25 protein-coding genes are annotated in these 24,557 nt (G+C 57.9%); 5 read left to right on the top strand and 20 right to left on the bottom strand.

Annotated features, from left to right (window positions below; all coding sequences use genetic code 11):
* Positions 1-27: 27 nt before the first annotated feature.
* Positions 28-561, bottom strand: a complete 534-nt coding sequence (locus FPZ49_RS06750) for a hypothetical protein (protein ID WP_144844826.1) — start codon at positions 559-561, stop codon at positions 28-30.
* Between the two features lie 160 nt (positions 562-721).
* On the opposite strand from FPZ49_RS06750, the gene FPZ49_RS35395 reads away from it, so the two are divergent.
* A complete protein-coding gene (locus tag FPZ49_RS35395; protein WP_186445654.1) occupies positions 722-874 on the top strand; it encodes a hypothetical protein in 153 nt (50 codons plus the stop codon).
* Between the two features lie 49 nt (positions 875-923).
* On the opposite strand, the gene FPZ49_RS06745 is transcribed toward FPZ49_RS35395, so the two are convergent.
* The 5 genes from FPZ49_RS06745 to FPZ49_RS06725 all read right to left on the bottom strand — a co-directional run bounded on the left by FPZ49_RS06745 (position 924) and on the right by FPZ49_RS06725 (position 5,519).
* Positions 924-1,460: a DNA-deoxyinosine glycosylase gene (locus FPZ49_RS06745; protein ID WP_144844824.1), complete on the bottom strand. Its 537-nt coding sequence runs from the start codon at positions 1,458-1,460 to the stop codon at positions 924-926.
* 5 nt (positions 1,461-1,465) lie between these two features.
* Positions 1,466-2,386 carry a DMT family transporter gene (locus FPZ49_RS06740; RefSeq protein ID WP_144844822.1) on the bottom strand — a complete coding sequence of 307 codons (921 nt, stop codon included), beginning with the start codon at positions 2,384-2,386 and terminating at the stop codon, positions 1,466-1,468.
* Between the two features lie 96 nt (positions 2,387-2,482).
* On the bottom strand, positions 2,483-3,703 hold the full coding sequence (locus FPZ49_RS06735; RefSeq protein ID WP_144844820.1) for a class I SAM-dependent methyltransferase: 1,221 nt from the start codon (positions 3,701-3,703) through the stop codon (positions 2,483-2,485).
* Positions 3,704-3,727: 24 nt separating this feature from the next.
* Positions 3,728-4,927 carry a PQQ-dependent sugar dehydrogenase gene (locus FPZ49_RS06730; RefSeq protein WP_144844818.1) on the bottom strand — a complete coding sequence of 400 codons (1,200 nt, stop codon included), beginning with the start codon at positions 4,925-4,927 and terminating at the stop codon, positions 3,728-3,730.
* A gap of 151 nt (positions 4,928-5,078) precedes the next feature.
* A complete protein-coding gene (locus tag FPZ49_RS06725; protein WP_144844816.1) occupies positions 5,079-5,519 on the bottom strand; it encodes a Dps family protein in 441 nt (146 codons plus the stop codon).
* 184 nt (positions 5,520-5,703) lie between these two features.
* Between FPZ49_RS06725 and FPZ49_RS06720 the strand changes: the two genes are divergently transcribed.
* On the top strand, positions 5,704-6,489 hold the full coding sequence (locus FPZ49_RS06720) for a polysaccharide deacetylase family protein (RefSeq protein ID WP_144844814.1): 786 nt from the start codon (positions 5,704-5,706) through the stop codon (positions 6,487-6,489).
* Between the two features lie 12 nt (positions 6,490-6,501).
* Here FPZ49_RS06720 and FPZ49_RS06715 read toward each other — a convergent pair whose 3' ends face one another.
* From FPZ49_RS06715 to FPZ49_RS06700, 4 genes are all read right to left on the bottom strand, one after another.
* Positions 6,502-7,386 carry an SMP-30/gluconolactonase/LRE family protein gene (locus FPZ49_RS06715; protein WP_144844812.1) on the bottom strand — a complete coding sequence of 295 codons (885 nt, stop codon included), beginning with the start codon at positions 7,384-7,386 and terminating at the stop codon, positions 6,502-6,504.
* Between the two features lie 139 nt (positions 7,387-7,525).
* A complete protein-coding gene (locus FPZ49_RS06710) occupies positions 7,526-7,807 on the bottom strand; it encodes a hypothetical protein (RefSeq protein WP_144844809.1) in 282 nt (93 codons plus the stop codon).
* Positions 7,808-7,876: 69 nt separating this feature from the next.
* Positions 7,877-8,851, bottom strand: coding sequence for a C40 family peptidase (locus FPZ49_RS06705; RefSeq protein ID WP_144844807.1), 975 nt, complete (start codon positions 8,849-8,851; stop codon positions 7,877-7,879).
* Positions 8,852-8,943: 92 nt separating this feature from the next.
* Positions 8,944-10,788: an adenine deaminase gene (locus FPZ49_RS06700; protein WP_144844805.1), complete on the bottom strand. Its 1,845-nt coding sequence runs from the start codon at positions 10,786-10,788 to the stop codon at positions 8,944-8,946.
* A 178-nt stretch (positions 10,789-10,966) separates the two neighbouring features.
* On the opposite strand from FPZ49_RS06700, the gene FPZ49_RS06695 reads away from it, so the two are divergent.
* Complete coding sequence (locus FPZ49_RS06695; RefSeq protein ID WP_144844803.1) at positions 10,967-11,956, top strand: MerR family transcriptional regulator; 990 nt, start codon at positions 10,967-10,969, stop codon at positions 11,954-11,956.
* A 90-nt stretch (positions 11,957-12,046) separates the two neighbouring features.
* On the top strand, positions 12,047-12,733 hold the full coding sequence (locus FPZ49_RS06690) for a class I SAM-dependent methyltransferase (protein ID WP_144844801.1): 687 nt from the start codon (positions 12,047-12,049) through the stop codon (positions 12,731-12,733).
* A 59-nt stretch (positions 12,734-12,792) separates the two neighbouring features.
* On the opposite strand, the gene FPZ49_RS06685 is transcribed toward FPZ49_RS06690, so the two are convergent.
* From FPZ49_RS06685 to FPZ49_RS06675, 3 genes are all read right to left on the bottom strand, one after another.
* Positions 12,793-13,644, bottom strand: coding sequence for a DUF72 domain-containing protein (locus FPZ49_RS06685; RefSeq protein WP_144844799.1), 852 nt, complete (start codon positions 13,642-13,644; stop codon positions 12,793-12,795).
* A 313-nt stretch (positions 13,645-13,957) separates the two neighbouring features.
* A complete protein-coding gene (locus FPZ49_RS06680; RefSeq protein WP_144844797.1) occupies positions 13,958-14,590 on the bottom strand; it encodes a DsbA family oxidoreductase in 633 nt (210 codons plus the stop codon).
* Positions 14,591-14,750: 160 nt separating this feature from the next.
* Entirely contained in the window at positions 14,751-15,335 is a 585-nt protein-coding gene (locus FPZ49_RS06675; RefSeq protein ID WP_144844795.1) for a hypothetical protein, read from the bottom strand.
* Positions 15,336-15,584: 249 nt separating this feature from the next.
* Here FPZ49_RS06675 and FPZ49_RS06670 point away from each other — a divergent pair, with 249 nt between their 5' ends.
* On the top strand, positions 15,585-17,273 hold the full coding sequence (locus tag FPZ49_RS06670) for a glutamine--tRNA ligase/YqeY domain fusion protein (RefSeq protein ID WP_144844793.1): 1,689 nt from the start codon (positions 15,585-15,587) through the stop codon (positions 17,271-17,273).
* Positions 17,274-17,332: 59 nt separating this feature from the next.
* On the opposite strand, the gene FPZ49_RS06665 is transcribed toward FPZ49_RS06670, so the two are convergent.
* The 7 genes from FPZ49_RS06665 to FPZ49_RS06635 form a co-directional block, all read right to left on the bottom strand.
* Complete coding sequence (locus FPZ49_RS06665) at positions 17,333-17,839, bottom strand: DUF6933 domain-containing protein (RefSeq protein WP_144844791.1); 507 nt, start codon at positions 17,837-17,839, stop codon at positions 17,333-17,335.
* A gap of 40 nt (positions 17,840-17,879) precedes the next feature.
* Positions 17,880-18,455, bottom strand: coding sequence for a DJ-1/PfpI family protein (locus FPZ49_RS06660; RefSeq protein WP_144844789.1), 576 nt, complete (start codon positions 18,453-18,455; stop codon positions 17,880-17,882).
* A 21-nt stretch (positions 18,456-18,476) separates the two neighbouring features.
* Positions 18,477-18,941: an aminoacyl-tRNA deacylase gene (locus FPZ49_RS06655; protein WP_144844787.1), complete on the bottom strand. Its 465-nt coding sequence runs from the start codon at positions 18,939-18,941 to the stop codon at positions 18,477-18,479.
* A 178-nt stretch (positions 18,942-19,119) separates the two neighbouring features.
* Positions 19,120-20,112 (bottom strand): 4-hydroxythreonine-4-phosphate dehydrogenase PdxA, encoded by a 993-nt coding sequence (gene pdxA, locus FPZ49_RS06650; RefSeq protein ID WP_144844785.1) that lies wholly within the window; start codon positions 20,110-20,112, stop codon positions 19,120-19,122.
* A complete protein-coding gene (locus FPZ49_RS06645; RefSeq protein ID WP_261381292.1) occupies positions 20,105-21,427 on the bottom strand; it encodes a four-carbon acid sugar kinase family protein in 1,323 nt (440 codons plus the stop codon). Before FPZ49_RS06645 ends, pdxA begins: the two co-directional genes overlap by 8 nt.
* Positions 21,428-21,493: 66 nt before the next feature.
* Positions 21,494-22,447, bottom strand: coding sequence for a 2-keto-3-deoxygluconate permease (locus tag FPZ49_RS06640; protein WP_144844783.1), 954 nt, complete (start codon positions 22,445-22,447; stop codon positions 21,494-21,496).
* 105 nt (positions 22,448-22,552) lie between these two features.
* Positions 22,553-24,385 (bottom strand): sigma-54-dependent Fis family transcriptional regulator, encoded by a 1,833-nt coding sequence (locus FPZ49_RS06635; RefSeq protein ID WP_144844781.1) that lies wholly within the window; start codon positions 24,383-24,385, stop codon positions 22,553-22,555.
* Between the last annotated feature and the right edge of the window lie 172 nt (positions 24,386-24,557).

Raw genomic sequence — 24,557 nt, 5'->3', positions numbered from 1 at the left:
AACAGCTTGAAATCATGCTGTCAGCTGTCAATAACGCTCCCACCGGCTTGCATTTTCCTGCAGCTTCGGATGCACCTTCGCGCCCGCTTGCGAATCTGTAATCACCATCCGCACTCGCTTGATCCACGTCTCGAAGGGCTCATAGCCGGCCAAGAGATTAGCCATCTCCTCCGTCACATACACAAAATGCGGGGATTTATATTTTTCGTCCAGGTAGCGGAAGGCGGTGTCCATCGGGGTGTACTTTTTCCGCTTGCCCTCGAACCGGTCGATGACGTAATCGAGGTCCGTCCCCGAGGCCTCGAGGAGCGCCTCCAGCTCATCCACCCGGCGGTGATACGGGGCGAATGTGCCCTTCACCATGCGCCGAAGCGTCTCCTCATGAAGCGGGTACAGCACCACCTTTGCCATGCGGTGCTCCTCCGCCCACGCCAGAAGACGGGCCAGCTCCTGCTCGGTATACCCTTCGAAGCTGTCGTATACCCACAGACTCCCCCGCTCCCCTGCAGGATTGCGTTCCGGCTCGTAGCCGAACGGTACTTTGATGTTGTCGCGTGCCATGCGCGATTCCCCCTTGGCTCAAGTGCTGTTTATTGTCAGCTTTAGTATACCATTGCCGCCTCTCGCCATTCCGTTCTTGTGAGCGCCTGGGAGAATAATTTGCCAGCCGGGTGCGCACGTTAACGAGGTAGGCAGACGAAAGCGGAAGGGAGGAGATCGCATGTCGGAGAACACCAAGCACAAGGGCAATTATGAGGGTACCGCGCACATGAAGGCGGAAAACCAGAACATGGAATTCGTTAACGACACGGTGGAAGGGGCCAAATCCACTACCAACCTGATCGGAGCTACGAGTAAGAAAAAGCAATCGTAAACAAAACAAGGGGGCTCTCCTACATTGGAGGAGCCCCCTTGCTGTTGCTTTATCGTCCTTGCGCGCCCAGCGCCAGCCACGCCTCCCGCACCGGCTGCCAGGCCTGCAGCTTGACGGTAAGCGACAGCGCCCGTGCCGGGCTGGACGACGGCAGCGCCGTGTATGTCCGGCTGTCGCCTGCGCCCAGCTGCGGCGCCACTTGTCGACGGTACAGCCGCTCGGCTTCGCTGCCGTTGAAGAAGACGTGCGTTAGTCGCGGGTACTGCGCGAAAAACGCGCTGAAATCATTCGCCTCGGGCTTCCGAATCGCCGAGTCGAGGCTGCCTGCCCGCTCGCAGGCCTGCAGCACGTCCCACAGGGCGACGCCCCGCGACAGCGCGAAGCCGATCCGCGCCTCGTACGCCGCCTCGGGCGTCCCGCCATCCAGCAGGCCGTACAGCAGCGGCCACGCATGGTTGCGCGGGTGCCCGTAGTACTGCTGCGCGAGGAGCGAGGCTTCTCCCGGCATCGTGCCGAGCAGCAGCAGTGTGCAGTGCTCAGCCGCGACCGGCGCCAGCCCGTGCAGCCGCTTCCCCTGCTCGTCCATCAGCCTCAGGCCTCCCTGCTGCGGGCCAGCCCAGGTCGAACGTTTGGCTGCTCCTGGCGAGCCCGAGCCCGAGTCCGGACCGGCAAATTCAGCAGCACCAGACCGCCCACGAGAATCGCCGAGCCGAGCAGGATGAACACGGTGATCGGATCCCGGAAGAATAGGTACGACCACAAAATCGTAAACAACACCGCGCAGTTGCTCACGATCACCGCAATCGGAAACGACACCAGCTTGAGCGCCTGGGAGAACCAGTAGAAGCTCAGGCCCGTAATCGCCCCCAGCGCTATCATCGCCAGCACGGGACCCCAGCTGAGCGCCCCCGCCAGGTGCGACTGCCAAGGCAGCGGAAGCACCATCAGCGCCGAGCACCAGAAAAAGACGGAGAAGTTCATATTCCCGGCATCCATCTCACGAATAAGCATTTTTGAGCTGAGCACATGGAAGGCGGAGCCGAAGGCCGATAACGCGAAGAGCAGCGGTGTCAGCGCCCCGCCGGAGAGCAGCACCGACAGCGGAAGCCCGTTCCAGCTGATCAGGAGCACACCGGCAATGCACAGCACCGCCGCTGCCCAGCCTCTCGGCGATACCCGCTCCTTGAACCAAAACGCGGAAAACAACAACAGCAGCACCGTTTGAATCGGTCCCACCAAAATATTGCCGTAGGAGTAGCCGATCGATAACGCCACATTTTCAAAAAAATAATTGCAGCATTTGCCCAGCGCACCGATCCATATCCATTTCATACCAAACCTCAGTTGAATCCGGCGATACTTGATGAGCAAAAATCCGCCCAAAAACACGATTCCTACCGCGAACCTAGCGAACGTAATCGTCGCGCTGTCAAACGACATCGCCGCGGTTTTGACCAACGTGCCGACGAAGCTCCAGCAGAGCGTCGCCAAAATCAATAGTACATATCCCATGCTGTCAGCACCTCTATTCTGCAAAACAACCCCATTGTAGCACAATCCGATTCGCCTGAGGCACGTTGCTAAACAAAAATTAAGGTGTGCTGCCGGCTACCGGCCGACTCCCATCCTCGCCAGCTCCGGTGTGAGCGCCCGCTCCAAATACGGCTCCGCCTGCAAAAAATCGCGGAATGCCCCATAGCTCTCCACCAATCGGGCTCGCTCGCCCTCCGGCAGCGGCTTCGGGCTTTTGACGGCGCGGATGAGCAGGTTTTTCGGCGTGTGCTCCAGGTCGATGAACTCGAGCAGCTGCGTCTTGTACCCGACGATGTCGAGCAGCTTCGCGCGAATCGCGTCCGTGGCGAGCGCGGAGAAGCGCTCCTTCAAAATGCCGTGCTGCAGCAACGGGCCGAGCACGTCGCTCTTCACCTGACGGAACAGCTCATGCTGGCAGCAGGGTACGGATAAAATGACGGACGCGCCCCAGCGGACCGCCTTCTCCAGCGCGGCATCGGTGGCCGTATCGCAGGCATGCAGCGTCACGACCATGTCCACCTGCTGCAGGTCATCGTACTTCGCAATGTCCCCAACGAGAAACCGCAGCTCATCGTAGCCGAACTTCTCGACTAGTCCGCTGCAGTGCCGGATAACGTCCTCCTTCAGATCGAGCCCTACTACCCGCAGATCGAGGCCCTGCACTTCCTTGAGGTAATGATACAGCGCGAACGTCAAATACGATTTGCCGCAGCCAAAATCCACAATGTTAAGCGGCCGGCCCTGCGGCAAATGCGGTACCACGTCGGCGATCATCTCCACGAACCGGTTGATCTGGCGGAACTTGTCGTACTTTTTGGCCAGCACCTTGCCTTCCGCGTTCATGATCCCGAGCTCGACGAGAAACGGTACGGGTACCCCTTCTTCGAGGACGTAGTTTTTTTTACGGTTATGCTCCTTGGGTGCCGACGCTTGCTTCGTAGCCGGCTTCGTCAGAATGCCGACCTTCCCTTTCTTGCTGATCAGCACCTGGTAATCCGCCGTTCCGGTCTGCAGCAGCCCTTGGCGGAACTGCTCGGTCAGCAGCCCCGTCAAGCGCTCTCCCGCTTCCTCCGGAAAGACATTCTCGTGCAATACCTTCGGCCCGCAAAAGGAGCTGAACTGATAATACAGATCGCCCTTCAGCTCCACCGGCTTGACCGTGATCTTCGTGCAGCCGTTTGGCTCGCTGCGCCGCACCTGGCTGAGCGTCGCTTGAATGAGCGACCGCTCCTCCTTGACGATCCGCTGTACTATAGCAGCAAGCTCCTGTGCCTGCCCCTTCTCTTGTTCCTGCATCCCTGATTTCCCCAATTCAACGATTTAAAATTTCGGCTTCAGCCGAATGATCCGGTCATCCTCCGGCGCCGGCGTGCCCCGTCCGTCCCGGTTGTTCGTCAGCAAGTAGAGCGACCCGTCCGGCGCCTCTACGACATCCCGGATGCGGCCCAGCTCATTTTTGAACAACGACTCGACCGTCTTCACGGCATTCCCGTCCTCCGTCAGCTCCATGTGCAGCACTTGAACGCCCCGCAGCGTAGCCACGAGCAGGCTGCCTGCCCACGGCCCTTTTGTAACGAACGTCATGCCGGAGGGCGCCCACGTCTCGTCCTTGCTATGGATGATCGGCCGCACGAGCGGTCCCGGTCCCAGCTTGGCGCGGTCGGCGGGCTTCACCTCGGTCTCATCGCCCTGCAGCAGCGGCCAGCCGTAGTTGGCGCCGGGCTGAATGCGATTGATCTCGTCGTGCGCCGTCTGTCCGTGCTCCGAGCTGTACAGCTGCTTGGTCACCGGATGCCAGGCCAGCCCCTGCGGATTGCGGTGCCCCAAGCTGTAAACCGGTGACCCCGGGAACGGATTATCCTGCGGCACGGTGCCGTCCGGGCGGATGCGGAGGATTTTGCCCGCCAGCTTGTCCACGTTCTGCGCCGATATCGGATCGCTGGCATCGCCGTTCGTAATGTACAGCATGCCGTCCGGTCCGAACTTGACCCGCCCGCCATCATGAATGGGACTGGCCGGCAGCCCGTCCAGCAGCACCTTGTCCAGCCGTGCCTTGCCGCCGCTCTCGATGAGCCGCACCACCCGATTTTTGGGCTGATTGCCGTCCATATAGCTATGATACACGTAAATGGAATGCGATTGCGAGAAATTCGGGTCGAGTGCAAACCCGAGCAGCCCGGCTTCACCCTCCTTGTAAATCGCGCCCGCAAAGCTAAATACCGGCTCAGCCGTCGGCTGGCCGTGATCCATGACCCGCAGCGTCCCGCCCCGTTCCGTGAAAAAGATGCGCCCATCCGGAGCAAAATCGATCTCCCAAGGCACCTGCAGCCCCGTCGCAATCACCTCGACTTCATACGGAATGGCCGGGTCCGCCGATTCGCTCGAACTCTTGGTTGCTGCCGGAACCGAGGTCACCGCCTTCCCCGGCTTCAGTTTGGACACGGATAAGCCCTCACAGCCCCCCAGCCACAGCACCGCGCTGAGCCCTATCATCATGAGTCCCCATTTTCGAACAACCATTGACACTCCACTCCCCCGTTTTATCCAACGTTATCCCATTATGCCCATTTCCTTGGGGAACCAAGCGGGGGAGGCCTCTGCCGGCGTTGTTTACGACAAAAAAGCACGCTGATCGCCATTCGCGTCAACGTGCTCTTTCCAAGCCCTTCGCTTACTTGCCCAAAAACGACTCCAGCATCCACACATGCTTCTCCAGCGCACTGTGAATGGCCAGCAGCATGTCGCCGGTCGTTTCATCTCCCGCTTCCACCGCAATGCCCATGCCTTCCTTCAGCTCACCGATCAGCGTTGTGAAATCGTCTGCAATCGCGCGCACCATCTGCTCCGCCGTCTCGCTGCCGTTCGCTTCCTTGATCGTCGCTTTCTCCAGCACCCCGCGCATGGTCGCCACCGGCTGCCCTTTCAGCGCCAAGAGACGCTCCGCCAAATTATCGACGTGCAGCGCGCCCTCCGTATACAGCTCCTCGAACTTCACATGCAGCGTGAAAAATTGCGGTCCTTTCACATACCAGTGGTAATTGTGCAGCTTGATGAATAGCAGGCTCCAGTTGGCGATCTGCGTGTTCAGCACTTCCGTTAAGGCTTTGGACATGGTTAGTCTCCTCCTCTATAGGTACAGTGAGTACAAAAATACGTATGAACTGAAGCTAGGATGCGCCTAAAAAGGCCAATTTATGTAGGTCCACCCCGATGTTCCAGCTCTTCCGATTGGTTCTTCGGCGTGCAGGTTATACTACCTCTAGCGAAAAAAGGAAGCGATTGGAGGATATATCATCATGCGAACATGGAGCTTGAGTGTGAGTCTCGCCGTGGCCTTATCCGCCACCTGTCTGCTGGGAATGGATAGATCAGCCTCCTCTGCGAGCACCGCATTAAGATCAGCTGACTCTGCCTTCTGGGGCACCTCCTCCGTTTACGGAAACGAGATTATCCGAGGCGTGCAGACAGACGAAAAGCTGATGGCGTTTACGTTTGACGATGGCCCGACACCGGACGAGACGCCGCCGATTCTGGATTTACTGAAGCAGTATGATGCCAAGGCGACGTTTTTCCTGCTGGGCCAGCGGGTCGAGCGGTTCCCTGACGTTGTGCGGAGAGAGGTGGCGGAAGGGCACGAGCTCGCCAACCATACGTTCAGCCACATTCTGTGCACTCCGGGAACGTCCGCCGAGAAGCTTCGCTCCGACATCTCCAAAGCGCAGGAGACGATCGCAGGGGTCACGGGGCAGAAGCCCCGGCTATTCCGACCAGCCGAAGGCTTCTTCAATGAGCAGCTGCTGCAGTTTCTCCATGCGCAGGAGATGCGGATGATTCTATGGTCCAAGGATCAGGACCCGTGGGACTGGAACCGGCCGGGTGTGGAGCGGATCGTCCGAACGATCCTGAACAACGCCTCCGGCGGCGATATTGTGCTGCTGCACGACCATGTGCACGGCAAGAGCGACACGATCCGGGCGCTGGCCATCGTGCTGCCGGAGCTGAAGCAGCGGGGCTACCGGCTGGTGACGGTATCGGAGCTGCTCCGGCATCAGAAGCAGGGCGACGCGGCATCGGCGCGGTAAGGTGCCGCTCGCTTACCCTCCGTAAAACGCCGTCGGCTTCCCTTTTACACCCAGCTTCACGCGGAACAGTCCTCCAGCGTGCGGCTGCGAAGCCAGCTGTTCCTCGCTCAGACCGACACGAGCGGTAGTGATGTACAGCTCGTCATAGTTCTCCCCGCCGAAGGCGCAGGAGCTCGAGCGGGCGGCCGGTACATGGATGGTATCGAGCTTATCGCCCGTGGCCGGGTTATAGCGCGACACCTGCCAGCCGTCCCATTGCGCTACCCATAGCATGCCTTCGCTGTCGATCGTCATCCCGTCCGGCATGCCCTCGCCTTCTGCAATAACCACCGCTGTACGGGGATTGCTAAGCTCTCCGGTTTCCAGCGCGAAGTCGTAGGCGACGACCTTTTTGGTGGGGGAATCGATATAGTACATCGTCCTGTTGTCGTGGCTCCAGGCGATGCCGTTGGAAACGGTCACGCCTTCCACGGTTTTGCGCACGGTTCCATCCTTTTCCAGACAATACAGGGAGCCTGCAGGCTTGCCTTCCTTCATGTCCATTGTGCCGGCCCAAAACCGCCCCGCGTCATCGCATTTGCCGTCATTGAACCGGTTGCCGGGCTGATCGCTTTCCGGGTCTGCCAGCGGCGTCAGCGTCTCCGTCTCCAGATCGAGCGTATGGAAGCCGTGCTGCAGCGCCAGCACCAAGCCGCCCTCCGCTCGCGGCACCGCCGCTCCGATCATCTGGTTCAGCTCGATCGTCCGATTGATGCCGTCCGCCGGATTGAACAGGTGCACGCGACGCCCTTGAATATCGACCCATACCAGCTGCCCGCTGCGGTGATCCCAAGCCGGCCCTTCACCCAGCACCGCTTTTCCATCCCATACCAGCTCCAACTTGCGCTCCTGCTCCATCTCTTGTCAGCCTCCTTAAGAGTCGCCGCGTCTCGCAGCATCCATATATATCCATTGTAGCAAAAAAGATGTCCCGCATGTACAAAAAAAGAGACCGGCAGCACGCTATTGCATGCCGCCGATCTCTTGTCAGCCGTTCCTACAGCTCCTCGGAAGGCGTAAGGCTTTGCAAATTCGCCTTGTCCTCCGCCAGGTCTTCCTTGGCCCGATCAATCGGTTCTTGATTGTCGCAAAATTCCGTTTGCTCAATGGCCCGCTCCGCCCGCTCGACGGCCGTCTCCGCCTGCTCGATCATCTGCGACGTCGGATGCGACCGCGCTTGCGTAACCGCATTGTGGGCGGTGACTACGGAGTTCTGGGCTTGCGAGATCGGATTTTGCGATTGCAGACTGGAATCGTACTGATACTTGGCATTTTTCATCGTACGTCCTCCTTTCCACTTGTAATGTGGGAAAAAACGGACGTTTTTATGCGGAAGCCGCGCGATGAATTAGCCTTGGATCTCCCGCTTGGCGGAAATGATCCGCTTCGTCCAGTTGGCATCCAGCTCCGTGACGGTCACGCCGATGCCGACCCGGTACGTGTGCAGTACCTTGTTATCGCCCAAGTAGACTCCGACATGGCCGATACGCTGCAGCCCGACGGCATTTTTTCGCTGCGGGGTGGTGAAGAAAATCAGATCGCCTTTGCGCAGCTGACTGATGTCTACGTCTTGTCCGACCTGACTCTGCTGTCGCGAATCCCGGGGCAGCGTAATACCGCTCAGGCCAAAAATATGCTTCGTGAACGAGGAGCAATCGAACGTGTTCGTTTGCTTCGTTGAAGCGCCGAATTCGTAGGGTGCCCCCATGAATTTCATCCCGGCCGCGATGATGGTATCGGCTTTGCGCTCCCACGCGGGGCGATCCGCCTTGTAGCGGTAATCTGCGCTCGATGAGGCCACATAGCCTTGGCGTCCGTTCACCGTCACCGCGAGATACTCTCGGCTCGCTTCCGCCGTCACCGACACCTGCGTGCCGGACGCAAGCGTCTCGAGCACGGTTCCCGACGCATTCGCTTTGTCCAGCAGCACCGTGGACGACGTCAGCACAGCGGAATTGGCTGCGTACTCCGTCTTGGCCGGCGCATCCGGCACATCTGACACCGGGTCGTCGCTCTTCGACGGATCGAGAATGGACGCCGTTTTGCTAGCATCGTCCCAATCCACCTCGTAGCCCAACGTTTCAGCTACCAGCCGGATCGGAATATAAGTGGTGCCTTTATAATTCATGCTGCCCGGCAGTGCCTGCGTTCCATCGTTATATCCATCGACCGCCGAAAACTGCTTATCCCCTGCCTTCCAGAAAAACGGCACCAAATCCGCCGTCACCTGCGGCAATTTCCCCGACGCCCAGCCGACGCCGGAGCCGAGCCCGCTCGCAAATACCACTACGCCTAGTGCCGTATACAGCCATGCCTTCTTCATACTTACGCCTCCCCAAGATGCGAATGGATTTCTACAGTATTCGGGGGAGGCGATCCGATTAGGCACGTGCAGCTCGGCCTTCCAGAATAATCCTAATCGGATGCTTTGGCGTCGGCGTCGATAAACAGCTGCACCTTGTGAATGCCATCCGCCGTAATTTCCACCAGCCCCTTGTCAGAAATGCGCAGCTCGGGGATGACCACGAGCGCCAGCAGGGACAAGGTCATGAAGGCGTAGTTCAGCGTGCAGCCTGCGCTCTGCAGCGCGGCGCTTAACCGGCGCGACTGCTCCGCGACCTCTTCGAAGGGCGCATCGGACAGCAGCCCGGCGATACGCAGCGGGAGCAGCGCGTCGCCACCGGCTCCGGCAAAGGCGGCACCGCCTTGCGCTTCCGCGACACGGGCGGCTGCCCGGGCCATGAGCTCGTCGTTGTTGCCAATGACGAGCAGGTTGTGGCTATCGTGCGCCACGGTCATCGCAAGCGCCGCCGGCTCGTGAAAGCCGATGCCGTCCACGAGCGCGACCGACCGTCCGCCGCTGCCCTGATGCCGCTCGAAGACGGCGATTTTGCACGGCCCGACGCCCGGCTCGAGCTGGACCCGCCCGCCTCGTACGGTGACCAAGGCTTCTTCCGCCTTCGTCTCGACGTGATTCTCCTGCACGCGAATGACGCGCGCTCGCAGCTTGCCTTCCTCGATCGGCGCTTCAATGACGAAGTCCTCCGGTACCGGCACGCTCGCCAGGTTCATCGACCGGGTCGCCTCGGCGGGGTAATGCATCCCGGCCAGCTCCAATGCCATTTGGCCGTTTTCCGCCACCACTTCCCCGGCGCAGATCGTCATGGCCACGTTCACATCGGCCAAATGCCCGTCCAGCAGCACCATATCCGCATACGAGCCCGGCGTAATCGTCCCTACATCGCGGGCCACGCCAAAGCGCTCCGCCGTATTGATCGTCGCCATCTGAATCGCGGTCACGGGCTTCACGCCCTGGCGGATCGCATTGCGGATGACAAAGTTCATGTGCCCTTCATCGACGAGCGACTCCACGCTGCGATCGTCCGTGACGAGCATCATCCGACGTGGATCGAGCCCCAGCTCGGTGTGCGCCTTGATCGTCTCCTCCACATCGTGCCAAGCGGACCCGCGGCGCATTTTGGCGTACATGCCGAGCCGCACCCGCTCGACCACATCCTCCTTGGTGACGCATTCGTGGTCACCGGTGACGCCGCTGGCCGCGTAAGCGATCAGCCGCTCATCGCTCGCCGGCCAGGTGAAATGGCCGTCCGCCACGCGTCCCGCCCGCAGCGTCGCCTGAATTTCGCCGAGCATCTTCGGGTCTCCGTACACAACCCCCGGGAAGTTCATTACCTCGCCCAGCGCGATCACGTCCGGTCCCCAGCTGAACGCCTCTTCTACTTCGGCCGGGCCGATCGAGGCCCCGGAGGTTTCCAGGCTCGCGTCGGTGGACGGCACGCAAGAGGCTACCTGCAAGTAAGCGGCCAGCGGCGTCTGCCGTGCCTCGTCCAGCATTAGCTTGAGCCCGCTGAGCCCCAGCACGTTGACCATCTCATGCGCGTCGAAAAATCCGCCCGTCGTCCCCTGCGGCAGCACCGCGCGGGCAAACTGCGTCACCGTCAGCTGCGTGCTCTCGATGTGGCAGTGCCCGTCCAAAAAGCCCGGCGCCAAGTATTTCCCCTGCGCGTCGATCACCTTAGTCTCTTCGCCGATCAGCGGCTCCGGCTTGCGTCCGACGTAGGCGATCCGTGAGCCCTGCACGCCCACCGACATCCCTTCCAAAATCTCCCCCGAGCAGACGTTCACCAGCTTGGCGTTTCTCACCACAAGTGTGGCCGGCTTGGCCCCCCGGGCCGTCGCCACCAGATCAGGCACGCAGTCCGCGAGCGGCCTTCTGATTCCTCCGAATAATTGCATCATCTATTCCTCCTCACCTTGCAACTGTTACATTAACTTAGCGATGTCAGTTGTCAACAATATTGCATTTTGCATTTCATTATAAGGGATAAAGAGAATTTTACCTATTGAGCACGCTCTTTACTTTTACGTAACGTTAAGGTTTAATGGACGCAAACGAGGAAGGACGGAGGCTGCGGGCATGAAAATCAAAGAGGTAGCAGACAAGCTGAATGTATCGCAGCGGGCGATCCGTTTTTATGAGGAAAAAGGGCTCCTTTCCCCCATCAAGCTGCCAACGAACCAGTATCGAACGTTCACGGAGCAGGATATTTGGCGGCTGCAGACGATCCTCTCCCTTCGCGAGGCTGGCATGACGATCGAGGACATCCGAAGTGCACTGGCTCAGCTGGATGCGGGGGAGCAGGAGGAGCTTCAATATTATTTGGAGCTGCAGCGCTCGGTGATGTTTTCCCAATGGGTCGAAATGAAGCACCTTATCGAAACAACGGACCGCATGATCCATCTGCTGCAGATGCAACAATCGCTGCCCTTGGAGGCTTTTTATCAGCTGGCTGAAGGGTCGAAGCGGCTGCGGGAGCAGCGCCGGACCTGGGTAGACCGCTGGAGCTTCGATCGCTTGGCCGCCTCCCATGACCAGAGTGTAAAAAGCGACTCGACGCTCTATCCCAGCTATGAGGAAGCGCTGGAGCTCACCGTCCGTTGGGTCTCTCCCATGGCGGGCGAAGCCGGGCTGGATTTAGGCACAGGCACGGGCAATCTGGCTGGAAGGCTGCTGCAGGCCGGCGTCCGGATGGTTGGAGTCGACCAGTCCAAGGAGATGCTGAAAGCCTGCCGGCGAAAATTCCCGGAGCTCGAGACGAAGCTCGGCAACTTTTTGGCGATCCCTTGCCTGGATGGGCAGTTTGATTTTGTCGTCACCAGCTTCGCCTTTCATCATCTGACGGGAGATCAGCAGGCGCTGGCTTTGGATGAAATGCGACGAGTGCTGAAGCCCCGCGGGCGCATTTGCATAACCGACCTGATGCATACGGACGTGCGTGAGGAGGGTCAGTCAGCCGCCGCCGATTTACCTCAGCTGCTGGCTTGGTTCGATGCCCGGGGCTATATGACGAAGCATCATCAGATCAGCGAGCGGCTGCATATTGTTTGTGCGATTCCGATTCGATGATGCAGGTGGGTATTTTCCCCTTGACCTTCACGTAACGTTAACTTTTATGCTGAGGTGGCAAGTGACGAAACCAAGGGAGGAACTACACCTATGCCTGACCATACCCGAATCTACGAACACGAAGCCCACACCTATCAGCAGCTGATCTCCAAGCAGCCGAGCCTGGCACCGATTATTGAGGAGCTATGCCCCTATCAAGGGCTGGACATTATCGACCTGGGGGCCGGGACGGGACGGTTGACCACCGTTCTAGCGCCGGAAGTCAGATCTATCATCGCCCTGGATGCATCCGTTGCGATGCTCGAAGTGACAGCCCAGCGGCTGCAAAAGGCCGGATTAAGCGGGTGGAGCACCATAGCGGCTGATCACCGCAAGCTGCCTCTCGCGGATGGAAGCGCCGACCTCATCGTCTCCGGCTGGTCGATCTGCTATTTGGCGAGCAGCGACTTGCAGGATTGGCGACAAAACTTGACGGACGTGATGAGTGAAATCGAGCGTGTGATTCGACCGAACGGCACCGTGATCATTTTGGAAACGATGGGCACAGGGGTGGAGACGCCAGAGCCGCCGTCGTTTTTGAAGGCGTATTATGCGGCCTTAGAGGAAGACTACGGATTCTCGCACCGCTGGATTCGGATGGATTATCGCTTTGACGATGCGGCTCAGACGGAGGCGTTGACGCGGTTTTTCTTCGGGGATGCGCTGGCCGACCGTGTGGCAGAGCAGCAGCTCGTTCAGGTGCCGGAGTGCGCCGGCATTTGGTGGAAGCAATTCTGAAAGGTAAGTAAAAAAAGAGGGATTACCCTAGCCTACGTACTACAGCGCGGGTCTCCCTCTTACTCAAATAAATCCAGCTGCTTGGGCGCGAATTCCTTCGTCTCCATGCCGAGCAGCTGCAGCATCTCCGTCGCATTCTGTGCCGCGTCTCCGCCGGAGTTATTGTTGAAAATGATGCAAATCTCCCGCGTGCTCCGCTGCAGCAGCTCAAGATGTACCTGCCACTCCTGCAGCTCCTCCTGGCTGTAGCGGTACAAGTACCGCACCTCCCGCCAGTTCGGCCCGCCCCCCTGCTGGTTCCAGCCGGACACGTTGCGTCCGTGCATCCGCACGATCGTGACGCCGCTGTCGGTCGGCTCCAGCACCGTCGGCACCGACCCGCTACCAGCCTGCGGCTCATCGCAGATGCTGTGCATCCAGCCTTCCTGCCGCATGAAGGTTAGCGTCTTCTCCCGCATCTCTCCGGCGAACCAGCTCTGGTGCCGGAACTCCAGGGCAACCGGGAGCCCGCTCATCCGCTCCTTCGCCTCTCGTACCAGCGCTACATTGGCCCGCGTGCAATCAAACCAGGGCGGGTACTGGAACAGCACCGCCGTCAGCTTCCCGGCCCGCTGCACCGGCCCGATTGACTCCCGGAACGCTTGGAACATCGCATCCGTGTCGGCAAACGGGCTTTTGCCCCGCAGATGCCCGGTCATGCCCTGGTACGCCTTGATCACGAAGCGAAAATCATCCGGCGTATCCTGCGCCCACTTCTCGTACTGCGCCTCGGCCTGCACCGCGTAAAACGAGCTGTCCACCTCGACGACGGAGAAGTATCGGCTGTACACTTTTAATCGGTCGCGTGCGGGGAGGCCCTTCTCATACAGGTCGTCATGGTCTCCCCAGCCGGCTAGTCCAATTCGGATCATCGCTCAAGGCCTCCTTTTTACCGCTAAGCATCATTTCGGAGCTTATCTCGTCCTGGGAAGGGCTAATCTAGAGCCGGAATTCCGCCCTGCAATTGACTGTGGGTCGCAAGGTGCTGGTCCAAAGCGGAATTTCCACTTTGCTGTTGTACATGAGCCTCATGGGGCCTATCCAAAGCGGAATATCTGCTCTGGAGCCACCCTCGGACCGTATAGTGCCGATCCAACGCGGAATTTCCGCTCTGCAGCCACCCTCACACCACATAGCGCCGGTCCAAAGCGAATTTTCCGCTCTACAGCTGCCCGCCCCTACCTGCTACTCTGCTTCCTCTTCGCTCACCCGCTGCATCACCTTCAGGAACGTCTCCGGCGGCTGCGCGCCCGTCAAGGCATACTTCCCTCCAATGATGAAAAACGGCACGCCGCTGATGCCCACCTGCCCGGCGTATTCCAAATCCGCGCCGACCGACGCCACGCCCTCACCGCGCTCTACCGCTTGGCGAATTGCTGCCGCATCCAGCCCGACGCCGGACACCACTTCCAGCAGGACGTCCAAGCTGCCGATATCTTTTCCATTCTCGAAATACGCCTGATGGATGGCTTCCACAAGCGCCGTCCTCCGCTCCTCCGGTGCCAGTGCGATCACTTGATGCGACAGCCGCGTATCCGGCATAAACTCTACCCGGTCAAAATGAAAGTCCAATCCCACCGCACGCCCTGCTTGCGTGACCTGTCCAAAGGCCTGCTCCGCCCGATCCGCTGAGCCAAACTTGGCCGCCAGCGTCTCTTTGAACGGCAATCCGCCCTCCGGTACGCCCGGATCGAGCAAGAACGCGCGCCATTGTACCTCGACCGGCTCGCCTTTCCACTCTTCTAACGCTTTCATTAAATTCCGTTCGCCGATTCGGCACCACGGGCATACCGTATCTTGAAATACTTCGATTAACATGGGCGTCACGCCTCCTTATTTTCCCTGCAGCCAACGTGGGCTTTTACCCGTACTATACCTGATTCCCGACCAAAAAAGTAGTGCGAGCCATTGTTGCTCATACCCCCATGGCAAAAAGGCCACCGAGCATCCATCTCGGCAGCCTTGACTCGGCCCTCTATTATATCCCGCTCTGAAAGCACAGATTGTAAAATACAAATCGGCTCGCCGCATATTTGAACCCTAGCCGGAATCCGGATTCCTGGATCTGAATCGTGCGCAGCGCAAGAGTCTTCACCTTGCTGCGGACCAGCACATGGAGCAGCCGGAGTTTACCGGTCACAATCGCCCGGACCACCAGCTTAGCAAACACAGGTTGGAAAGCAATTGCGCGATACAATGGCAGCACGGCACGAGCAATGGCGCGATGCACCGTCGTGTTGAAATAAGACTGCGTCGTTCCCGGCTGCAGTGTCGTCCCATCAGCGTACAGATTGATCGGACTGGGGGCATTAAATTCAACGAAGTAGCCAATCCCGTTGGTGGCAAATGATCCGACCTCCCGGCTTGGCACCTGAATCCCCACCTGCTTCAGCAGACGGACCAGCGCGTTTACATCAGCCTTGCGTACCCCCGCTGTCCATGCCTCCGCATACTTGCGATTATTAGCAATCCGGCAATAGAACGGAATCATCCTCCGTGCCATGAGCCGCATCACCGGGACGGAGACGAACCGGTTCGGCGAAGCCGTTGTTCCCTCGGCCATCGGCTATTCCTCCTCACGTTTATACGATACGCTTCAGCATATGTTGCTTTTTGCATAAGGTGTGGACGGACTCTTGCAATGAAAACTTTCATTACGCGAACGAATTTGCTAAGATAGATAAAAAACTTCTGCGGTCTTCAAACTTCCTGTAAACCCGCGGGAAACCATTATAATTGCACATTAATGTGTGTATTATAGATACTATATCCTTTTAAAGACGCAATTTAGTTGCGAGAAAGGTTGATACCGATGGAAACGACGAAACCGGCACCTGCATCCTCCTCGAATTTTATTAAAGCGATCGTTGTGGACGACCTGAATACAGGCAAAGTGAAGGAGATCGTGACTCGTTTCCCTCCGGAACCGAACGGCTACCTTCATATTGGACATGCCAAATCGATCTGCCTGAACTTTGAGCTGGCGGATGAATTCGGCGGACGAACCCACCTGCGCTTTGACGACACGAACCCAACCAAGGAAGACACGGAATACGTAGAATCGATCAAAGAAGACGTCAAATGGCTTGGCTTTGAATGGGAAAAGCTGTTTTTCGCATCGGATTTCTTTGAAGAAATGTATGATCGCGCGGTTCTGCTGATTAAACGAGGCAAAGCCTACATTGACGATCTGAGCGCCGAGCAAATTCGCGAAACCCGGGGCACGCTGACCCAGCCGGGTCAAGACAGCCCTTACCGCAACCGCAGCGTGGAAGAGAACCTTGATTTGTTCGAACGGATGCGCAAAGGCGAGTTCAAGGAAGGCGAGAAGGTGCTCCGTGCCAAGATCGACATGAGCTCCCCGAACATGAATATGCGGGATCCGGTGCTTTACCGGATTGCGTTTGCCCATCATCACAACACCGGGGACAAATGGTGCATCTATCCGATGTACGACTATGCGCACCCGTTGGAGGACGCGATTGAAGGCGTTACGCACTCAATCTGTACGCTGGAGTTTGCCGATCACCGCCCGCTGTACGACTGGGTCATCCGCGAGTGCGAGATGGAGTGCCAGCCGCAGCAGTACGAATTCGGCCGCTTGAACCTGACCAACACCGTGATGAGCAAGCGATTCCTGCGCAAGCTCGTGGAGGAAAAAGTCGTGGACGGCTGGGACGACCCACGGATGCCGACGATCTCCGCCCTGCGCCGCAAAGGCTATACTCCGGAAGCGATCCGCGATTTCATCCGGGAAACGGGCGTAGTGAAAACCAACAACGCGGTAGCCGACTCGCGCATGCTGGAGCATTTTATCCGCGAGGATCTGAAGCTCAAGACGCTGCGGACGATGGCAGTCATTAATCCGCTGAAGGTGGTCATCACCAACTATCCGGAAGGGCAAGTCGAGCAGCTGGAAGCGGAAAATAACTCCGAGAACGAAGCGATGGGCCACCGTCAAATTCCGTTTTCGCGTGAAATTTACATCGAGCAGGATGACTTCATGGAGGAGCCAGTCAAAGGCTACTTCCGCCTGTTCCCGGGCAACGAAGTGCGGCTGAAGCATGCTTACTTCATCAAGTGTGAGGAAGTAGTCAAGGATGCAGACGGCAACGTGATCGAGCTGCGCTGCACGTACGATCCGGAGACGAAGAGCGGCACCGGCTTTACCGGCCGCAAGGTGAAGGGCACGATCCACTGGGTCGAAGCGACGCAAGCCCGTCCGGCGGAATTCCGCTTGTACGAGCCGCTCATCCTCGATGAGAAGGATGACGAGGAAGCCGGCGAAAACGATTCGTTCCTCAACAACATCAACCCGAATTCGCTCGAAACGCTGCAAGGCTTCGTGGAGAACAACATGAAGGCTGCGCAAGCACAGGAGAAGTTCCAATTCTTCCGCCACGGCTACTTCAACGTCGATCCGAAGGATACGACGGCTGATAAGCTCGTGTTCAACCGTGTCGTGTCGCTGAAAAGCTCGTTTGACGCGAAAGGCAAATAAGGCTATATAGCAAAAGCCCGCTCCCATGGTAATTATGGAGGCGGGCTTTTTTTCGCGCGTTACAAAATCTCTAGCGCATTCTTCATCGCTTCAACGGGGTAGGTTTCTTTTAGCTTCAACATGACGGTGCGATTGAGCCTTCGGTTGAATTCAATTAATGGCAGCTCTTCCGAGGACAAATAAGGCTCAATCCAATGCGTCCCAATTAAAATTTGATCGTTTAAAGAACCGATTAAGCTCCGATTATGGGTTTTCGTATAAATATGGGCACCTATTCGGCTTATATACTTATGAATCTGGTCTTCGGGGAGCTCGTCCGCCTTTAAATTCGCCGTTAACGATTGTATAAACAGGTCCTCAAACGATTTATAGTGTGCTTTCTTCATGCCATACAAAAAGACTTGGTAACGGGTCAAATCGTTCATGAGCATGAGGCAATTCTTTCGACCCATCTTAAAAAAATGAGCATGCCAGCTATACAACGGCTGATAGCCTACTTCCGGCACCGGCGATTCAGGAAAGCCGCTTTGTTCAAATAATTTTTTGGTACAGGATATGATCGCCATTCTAATGTCACTTTCTCCTTGTACGGTCTGTTGCAACCGTTTATCGATCCATAATGTCGTTCCACAGCTGATCGCGTTCGTGCTGTGCGCCTTCGTAAATCCCGAGGTAATCGAACACAGCGAACGAAAAATCGACAAACGCGCGCCCTTTGGCCGTAATCACATGGCCATCTTGGACGACACGCTGCTCCTCGAGGCACTGGTGACGTGGAAACGGGTCCTCCACGCCCAGCTTTTGAATCCGCTCCACGGCGCATGAGGTGGTGAACGGCCTCGTGTGTAAAATCCCCGCCCGGCCAAGATATTGCGGGCCATTGCAGATCGCTGCCAGCAGCTTTTGCTCTTGATCCAGCTTCTGGATGAGTGCGGTCAGCTCCTCCCGCTGCTCCCGAATCGGTCCGCCCGGAATGATCAGCCCCTCGACGTCTTCCAGCTCCATCGCTTCACGAATGGTCGCGTTCGGCTGATAATACAAGCCCGACTCGCTAATGACCGGATTCAGGTCGTAGCTCACCGACAATACTTCTTTATGCCCGACGTTTTTCAGCTTGTGAAAGGTGAGCGTAATTTCGAAATCGGCAAAGTCCTGCGAGATAAAGCATAAGATTTTTCCCATGGCTTGGCTGGCCCCTCCCCGTTACTTCCTAACTCTTGCAAACGTCCCTTGATTGGCTCTCACCAGCTCCGATACGGAAATTTTGATGAGTGAGTTCGGCGAGCCTCCGCCCGTGTACACCTCATCCATCGCTTCGATTTTGGCATCCATCAGAAACAGCGCCGGATAGCCGAACGAAGGCACGCCGCCTGGCGGATACCCCGTGCCTGCTAGTACCTCGTGCTCCTCCGCAAGCCTGGGAGCCTCGATGCCCAGCGCCTTACTTACCCGGGTAGTGCTGGCCCGATCGTCCCCATTGACGATGGCCACGATCATCCGGCCCTCTTGGTCAATCATGCAGATGTTTTTGACCAATTGGTCCGTGGAGGCGCCCACCGCTTCAGCGGCTTCTTTGACCGTGTGGCACGATTGATTCAATCGGAGGTGCTCCGCTTGGACGTCGTTTGCCGCCATAAAGGCCTTGATTTTCAAATCGTAGTTGTCCATGCTGTCGTTCCTTCTTCTGCTTTGGTATGAGAAAGATTATACCATTCTATCGCGTCCTACCAAAACAATACGGACACATTATCGGACAATTATGGGGAATTGTGTGAAACGATAGCAAAACGCAAAAAAAGCTGCCCCTCAAGCAGCCTAACTGCTCAAGGGACAGCTCATAATATATTTATCTTCTCGGCGCCAGTTCGATTGCCTGCCGCAGCGCTTCTTTGATGCTCTGATCATCGGCGATGCCTTTGCCCGCGATGTCGAACGCCGTGCCATGATCCACGCTCGTGCGGATGATCGGCAGGCCGACAGTGATGTTCACGCCGGCTTCCAAGCCCAGCACCTTCACCGGGGCATGGCCCTGGTCATGGTACATCGCTACGACGATATCGAAGTCGCCTCGTCTCGTGCGGTAGAACAACGTGTCCGCCGGCAGCGGCCCGACCACTTGAATGCCTTCTGCCTGCGCCCGCTGAACGGCCGGGATCACCTTCTCTTCCTCTTCGCCGTACCCGAAGAGTCCGTTCTCACCGGCATGCGGATTAATGCCGCACACCGCGATGCGCGGCGAGGCGCAGCCTGCCTTTTGCAGCGTTTCATGCGCGAGCTGAATCACGCGGTACACACGCTCAGGGTTAATCATACGAACCGCATCGAGGATGCCGACGTGCGTCGTCACATGAATGACCTTCAGGTTTGGAGCGGACAGCATCATCGAATAATCGGTCGTACCGGTCAGCTCGGCCAAAATCTCGGTGTGACCCGGATACACATGCCCGCCTTTGTGCAGCGCTTCTTTATTGAGCGGCGCCGTGCAGATGGCATCGATCTCGCCGCGGTTCGCCAGCTCAATCGCGGTTTGCAGGTACATAAATGCCGCATGCCCCGCTGCCGCCGACACCTGACCGTATGGCAAATCCGCCGGAAGCAGCTTCAAGTCAAGACATTCTACCACACCATGCTCGAACTTCGCTTCCTCCAGCGACGCGATGGAATGCAGACGGAGCGTGCTGCCCACAACCTGGCCCGCGCGTTCCAAGATGGCCGTATCGCCAATGACGAACGGACGGCAGCTCGCATAAATCTCCTCGTCGCCCAGCGCCTTCATGATGATCTCCGGTCCGACGCCCGCGCCGTCCCCCATCGTAATCCCGATAATTGGTTTATGCATTGTCCTTCTCCCCTTTCAAAATGGTCATTGCCCGCCACAAGGACTGTGCGTTCCCGAACGCCCCTGCTTTCGTTACCGCCATCATCCGATCGGCGCCCAGCAGCCTTCCCAGCGGGATGCCCGCCTCCAGCTCGGCCACGAGCTCAATCCCGTGTACCCCCAAATGCCGGCAGACGGCCTTCGCCGTGTCCCCACCGGTCAGCACCAAGCCGGCCAGCCGATACTCCGTAACAATTCGGCCGGCAATTCGGCCCAGCGCGTCCGCGATCCGGTTGGACACGCTGGACGAGTCCAATCCGCTGCGCGCGCCCAGCTCCTTGGCCGACTGCACCTGCGACGGCGAGGAGCCTGCGTACAGCGAGAGGTCGAGCCCCTGACCGAGCGAGTCGATAAGCGCCCGATAGCAGCGCTCCTCCTCGCTCGCCTGCGCCTCCGGCGAAGTAAGCAGCGCAATCGGATCCAGCTCGACCGCCGCCACGTTCGGCTGCTCATTCACCTGCGCGACCTGCTCGCGGGTAATTCTCGAAATGCTGCCCGCCACCAGCATCGCTTGGCCTTCCGCTTCCGGCATCGGCTGCAGCGCATTGAGCTGGCCGCTGCCGCCTTGAGCTTGAACCGGCAAGTAGTCGGCCAGCCCCGCGGAGCCGACCCACAAAAGCCGGCTGCCGTACAAGCTTACCAGCTGCCCGATCCGCTCCATGTCCGCATCCGCTTCCGCATCGATGATGATCAGCGGAGACTCCATTGCCTCCAGCGCCGTTTGAATGCGCGCAGCTACCGCCTCCATGCCGCAGCGCAGCGTCTCAAGCTCGATTAAGGCAGCGCTTCGTTTAGACTGCCCGGCGAGCAGCTTCGCGATGTCCGACTCCGGCACAGGCGTCTTCGGATCCCGAGCGATTTCCGTCTCATGGATCGGAACGCCGTTTAAATAATGAATGCCATTCACCGTCGTGCGGCCAATTCGGGGAAACGCCGGAACGACGACCGCCGCTTCAAACCCGAAGACGTCCATAACCGCATCGATTTCTTGGCCGAGATTGCCCCGCAGGGTAGAATCCAGCTTTTTGTAGATCCAATCGTACTTCTGCTGCTTCAGCGTTTCCGCTGCACTTCTTACGCTGCCGTACGCCGCTTCCCCAGGCACGGACCGGCTGTCCGTATCCACGACGATCGTATCCCAGCCGGCCGATTCGGCATCAAGTGCCTTCCAATCGAAGACAACCTGCGTCCGGAGTCCTTTTCTGGCGAATTGCACCCCCGAATCCGAAGCGCCCGTCAAGTCATCCGCAATGATCGCTAACCGTTGCAATTGCAATGCGTTCCCCTCCCAGATCCCAAGCCGCCCAGCGCTGGGGCAGCCTTATTCTTCCGCTTCCTTCGCCTACGACCTTACTGCGCCGACCCGCTTGGCCCACCAGGCCGTCACGATCGGCACCAAAATCGCGGTCACGATCACGCAGGACGCCACAAGCGCCGTAGCTGACGGCACGACCGGTGCGTATGCCGCATTCGCCGCGGCAACCGCTGCAGGCACCCCCGCTGCGTTCCCCGCTGTCGAAGCAGCCGATAAGCCGGCTACCCCATTTCCGCCAGTCAAGCGATCCATAAGAAGCAGCGTAATCCCGGTGATCACGACGACGGCAATGCCGAGCAGAATCCCCAGCACGCCCGCCTGCCACACATTTTTCAGGTTAAGGCCTGCACCCAGCGCAAAAGCGAAGAACGGAACGAGCACCGGCACCGCTTTGCCCAAAAACTCACGTAGCTCTTTATCCAAATTACCGAGAATCATGCCGATCACGAGCGGAAGAATCGCTCCCACCAGCGTCTGCCACGGGAAGGCCGCAAGACCTGCCACCCCCAGCGTAATCATGCTCAGAAACGGTCCGGATTCCAAGCTCATGATCGAGTAGGCGCCAACGTCTTCCTTTTTACCGAATTGACCCATCAGAGCCATATATAAACCGCCGTTGGTATCGTTCATCGCTGCCACGATGGCCAACACCGACAAGCCTGCAAGCAGTCCGCCGCTGATCATGCCCTCGCCCAAAAACTTGGCCGCAATAAAACCGACGATCATCGCCGTACCGATCTTGGTGATGAGCAGCGTACCGCCCTTTTTCATAATGTATGGCGTCGCCTTAAAATCAATCGTGGCGCCCATACAGACATAGAATACAGCCAGAATCGGCAGCGAGCCCGTCATGAGCGCTCCCGTAAATGATCCAAACGTTTTGGAAATGGTCGGAAAAAGAGTGTTGATAATCGCACCAAGCAAAAGAGGCACAATCATCATACCACCCGGGATCCGTTCTATGGTTGCCTTGATTCTCATCTGATTACCCCCAGGGATGTATTTATTTGCAACATGTAATGGATTGAAAGCGTTGCAAAATTTATTATACGGGGAAGTCTTACTGACATTCAATTGATTATGTGTTTAATTTTTAAACATTTTATTTGTTTTCCTCCAAAGGGTGGAGCGGTTGATGCCGAGGCGTTTACAGGTTTTGGACTGATTCATGCCTTCCTCCTGAAGCACATGCACCAGAATGCGCTCTTCGATCTCCTCGAACGTGCCGCTGAGATCGATGTGGGCGTACGACGTCCCGGCACTCGTGGCTCCCGCCGGTTGACCAAGCTGCTCCAGCACCTCCGCCACCTCGCCAAGCTCGGTATAATGCCCCTTGGTCAAGATCAGCATCTCTCGAATCCGATTGTCGAGCTCGGCCGAATTGCCCGGCCATTCGTACTGGCTCAGCCGCTCCAGCACCGGCTCGCGCATGCCTACAATCTGCTTGCCCGATTCGGAATTGTAGTCGGCGATGATCCCCCGGACGATCTCCTCAATATCCTCGGGACGGTCGCGAAGCGGCGGGATGACCAGCTGCACCTCACCGAGCGCGAGCAGCAGATCGCGGTTGTATTCGATGCGGTTCTGCAGGCGGGTCATCGGAATGGAGGAGGAAGCGATCCAGCGAACGCTCGTGCTGCGCACGGCCTGCAGCCATGTTTCTTGAACGGTACGGGGAAGCCGATCGGCATGGGCCAAGTAGATCGTTCCGCCGAAGCCGCCGCGCAGCAGACCGGGCGCTTGCGCGGTCCCCATCAGCAGCTGCTCCGTCTGCTCCTCGGTCATCTCCTCGCAGGGGATGCTGTAGAACCCCGCATGCCGCTCTTTGCTGGCCGAATGAATCGCCTGAGCGAACAATGATTTTCCCGTCCCCCGCTCACCGGAGATCCAAATGTTCCGGTCGGTCAGGGCAAATTTTTTTGCGCGGGTGACGGCCTTTTGCAGCGAGCTGCTGACGCCGACCAGCTGCGTAAAGGTAGCCAGCTTGGGCGGGATATAGGCCGACAGCCGCCGATCGATCCGCTCCTGCTCCAACGAGTCGAGGTAGATCAGCGCGCCCGGCCTTTCTTCGGATCCGCGAGGGACGAGCATCACTTTATACTGCCGATCGCCCAAATGGATGTACTGCAGCACATTCGCGCTGGCCGCGTCCTCCTCCGCCTGCTTAATGAGCTGGGCCAAGGCCGGAGAAGCGATGACCATATGCTGACCGAACAGCTGGGTCCGATCTGAGTTCAGAATGCGACACGCCGCAAGATTAGCAAAGGATACTCTCCGAGCCTCATCCAGTACGAGAATGCCTCTCGCGTCCGCATCCAGGATATCCGTATAAAACCGGCTGTTTTCCTGCCCCCGCTTATACACCTCATACACCCGGACCACCTCAGCCAGTGCATCGGCGACCGATTCCTTTCCGGATGTAATCAGCATCCCGCGGTAGCCCATCTGCTGCGCGTGGCGTACCGTGACGACATCGCCCAGCACCAGCTGTATGCCGGAGTCAAAGGCCCGATGAAGCGCACCCGAAACCTCAGATTCATGCTGAACGGCATAGGCTGGAATATCAAAATCAAGCAGGCTGGATATTTGCGCCACTCCATGGCATATATTAGGAAATCCAATAATAGCAACCTTTGAATGCGAATTTTTCACCAGCGTCAGTACACGCAAAATATCGTAGCCGGACACCGGAATATCCACGACCGGCAGGGTGACCTGCTGGCGGATCAGCGACGCTGTTCCCCCGCGGCTGACAATGACGTCATAGCCGCTTCGCTCCGCGTGCTCTACTAACGGGATCGCCTCTTGAAGATCGGCAGCCTCGACATCCATGTCGATCGTGTCTACATCCTGCAGCATTTCGAGCAGCAGGTCCTTCAAGCCGGCATAAGGTGCAATGGCTAACACACGAATTTTCATAACGTCCTCCCATGGTGTTGCAAAATGAATCAGTCGTATTATACACCAATTCCGGAGGGATTACTTCCACTTCTGCTCATAGCGCTGCGAGGATACGGCACATACTATAAATGCCACAGCAGCACATCGATCGTCGATCTGGAGAAAGCTTTGACTTGGTGCTAAATCCATG

Source organism: Paenibacillus cremeus (genome assembly GCF_007786445.1).
GTDB lineage: Bacteria > Bacillota > Bacilli > Paenibacillales > NBRC-103111 > Paenibacillus_G > Paenibacillus_G cremeus.
Note: the sequence above shows the minus strand (reverse complement) of the source record. Positions and strands in the feature narration are given on the sequence as shown.

Bases quoted from the DNA above. Each gene is read 5' to 3' on its own strand.
- FPZ49_RS06750 (WP_144844826.1), bottom strand. From the start codon at position 561: ATGGCACGCGACAACATCAAAGTACCGTTCGGCTACGAGCCGGAACGC.
- FPZ49_RS35395 (WP_186445654.1), top strand. From the start codon at position 722: ATGTCGGAGAACACCAAGCACAAGGGCAATTATGAGGGTACCGCGCAC.
- FPZ49_RS06745 (WP_144844824.1), bottom strand. From the start codon at position 1,460: ATGGACGAGCAGGGGAAGCGGCTGCACGGGCTGGCGCCGGTCGCGGCT.
- FPZ49_RS06740 (WP_144844822.1), bottom strand. From the start codon at position 2,386: ATGGGATATGTACTATTGATTTTGGCGACGCTCTGCTGGAGCTTCGTC.
- FPZ49_RS06735 (WP_144844820.1), bottom strand. From the start codon at position 3,703: ATGCAGGAACAAGAGAAGGGGCAGGCACAGGAGCTTGCTGCTATAGTA.
- FPZ49_RS06730 (WP_144844818.1), bottom strand. From the start codon at position 4,927: ATGGTTGTTCGAAAATGGGGACTCATGATGATAGGGCTCAGCGCGGTG.
- FPZ49_RS06725 (WP_144844816.1), bottom strand. From the start codon at position 5,519: ATGTCCAAAGCCTTAACGGAAGTGCTGAACACGCAGATCGCCAACTGG.
- FPZ49_RS06720 (WP_144844814.1), top strand. From the start codon at position 5,704: ATGCGAACATGGAGCTTGAGTGTGAGTCTCGCCGTGGCCTTATCCGCC.
- FPZ49_RS06715 (WP_144844812.1), bottom strand. From the start codon at position 7,386: ATGGAGCAGGAGCGCAAGTTGGAGCTGGTATGGGATGGAAAAGCGGTG.
- FPZ49_RS06710 (WP_144844809.1), bottom strand. From the start codon at position 7,807: ATGAAAAATGCCAAGTATCAGTACGATTCCAGTCTGCAATCGCAAAAT.
- FPZ49_RS06705 (WP_144844807.1), bottom strand. From the start codon at position 8,851: ATGAAGAAGGCATGGCTGTATACGGCACTAGGCGTAGTGGTATTTGCG.
- FPZ49_RS06700 (WP_144844805.1), bottom strand. From the start codon at position 10,788: ATGATGCAATTATTCGGAGGAATCAGAAGGCCGCTCGCGGACTGCGTG.
- FPZ49_RS06695 (WP_144844803.1), top strand. From the start codon at position 10,967: ATGAAAATCAAAGAGGTAGCAGACAAGCTGAATGTATCGCAGCGGGCG.
- FPZ49_RS06690 (WP_144844801.1), top strand. From the start codon at position 12,047: ATGCCTGACCATACCCGAATCTACGAACACGAAGCCCACACCTATCAG.
- FPZ49_RS06685 (WP_144844799.1), bottom strand. From the start codon at position 13,644: ATGATCCGAATTGGACTAGCCGGCTGGGGAGACCATGACGACCTGTAT.
- FPZ49_RS06680 (WP_144844797.1), bottom strand. From the start codon at position 14,590: ATGTTAATCGAAGTATTTCAAGATACGGTATGCCCGTGGTGCCGAATC.
- FPZ49_RS06675 (WP_144844795.1), bottom strand. From the start codon at position 15,335: ATGGCCGAGGGAACAACGGCTTCGCCGAACCGGTTCGTCTCCGTCCCG.
- FPZ49_RS06670 (WP_144844793.1), top strand. From the start codon at position 15,585: ATGGAAACGACGAAACCGGCACCTGCATCCTCCTCGAATTTTATTAAA.
- FPZ49_RS06665 (WP_144844791.1), bottom strand. From the start codon at position 17,839: ATGGCGATCATATCCTGTACCAAAAAATTATTTGAACAAAGCGGCTTT.
- FPZ49_RS06660 (WP_144844789.1), bottom strand. From the start codon at position 18,455: ATGGGAAAAATCTTATGCTTTATCTCGCAGGACTTTGCCGATTTCGAA.
- FPZ49_RS06655 (WP_144844787.1), bottom strand. From the start codon at position 18,941: ATGGACAACTACGATTTGAAAATCAAGGCCTTTATGGCGGCAAACGAC.
- pdxA (WP_144844785.1), bottom strand. From the start codon at position 20,112: ATGCATAAACCAATTATCGGGATTACGATGGGGGACGGCGCGGGCGTC.
- FPZ49_RS06640 (WP_144844783.1), bottom strand. From the start codon at position 22,447: ATGAGAATCAAGGCAACCATAGAACGGATCCCGGGTGGTATGATGATT.
- FPZ49_RS06635 (WP_144844781.1), bottom strand. From the start codon at position 24,385: ATGAAAATTCGTGTGTTAGCCATTGCACCTTATGCCGGCTTGAAGGAC.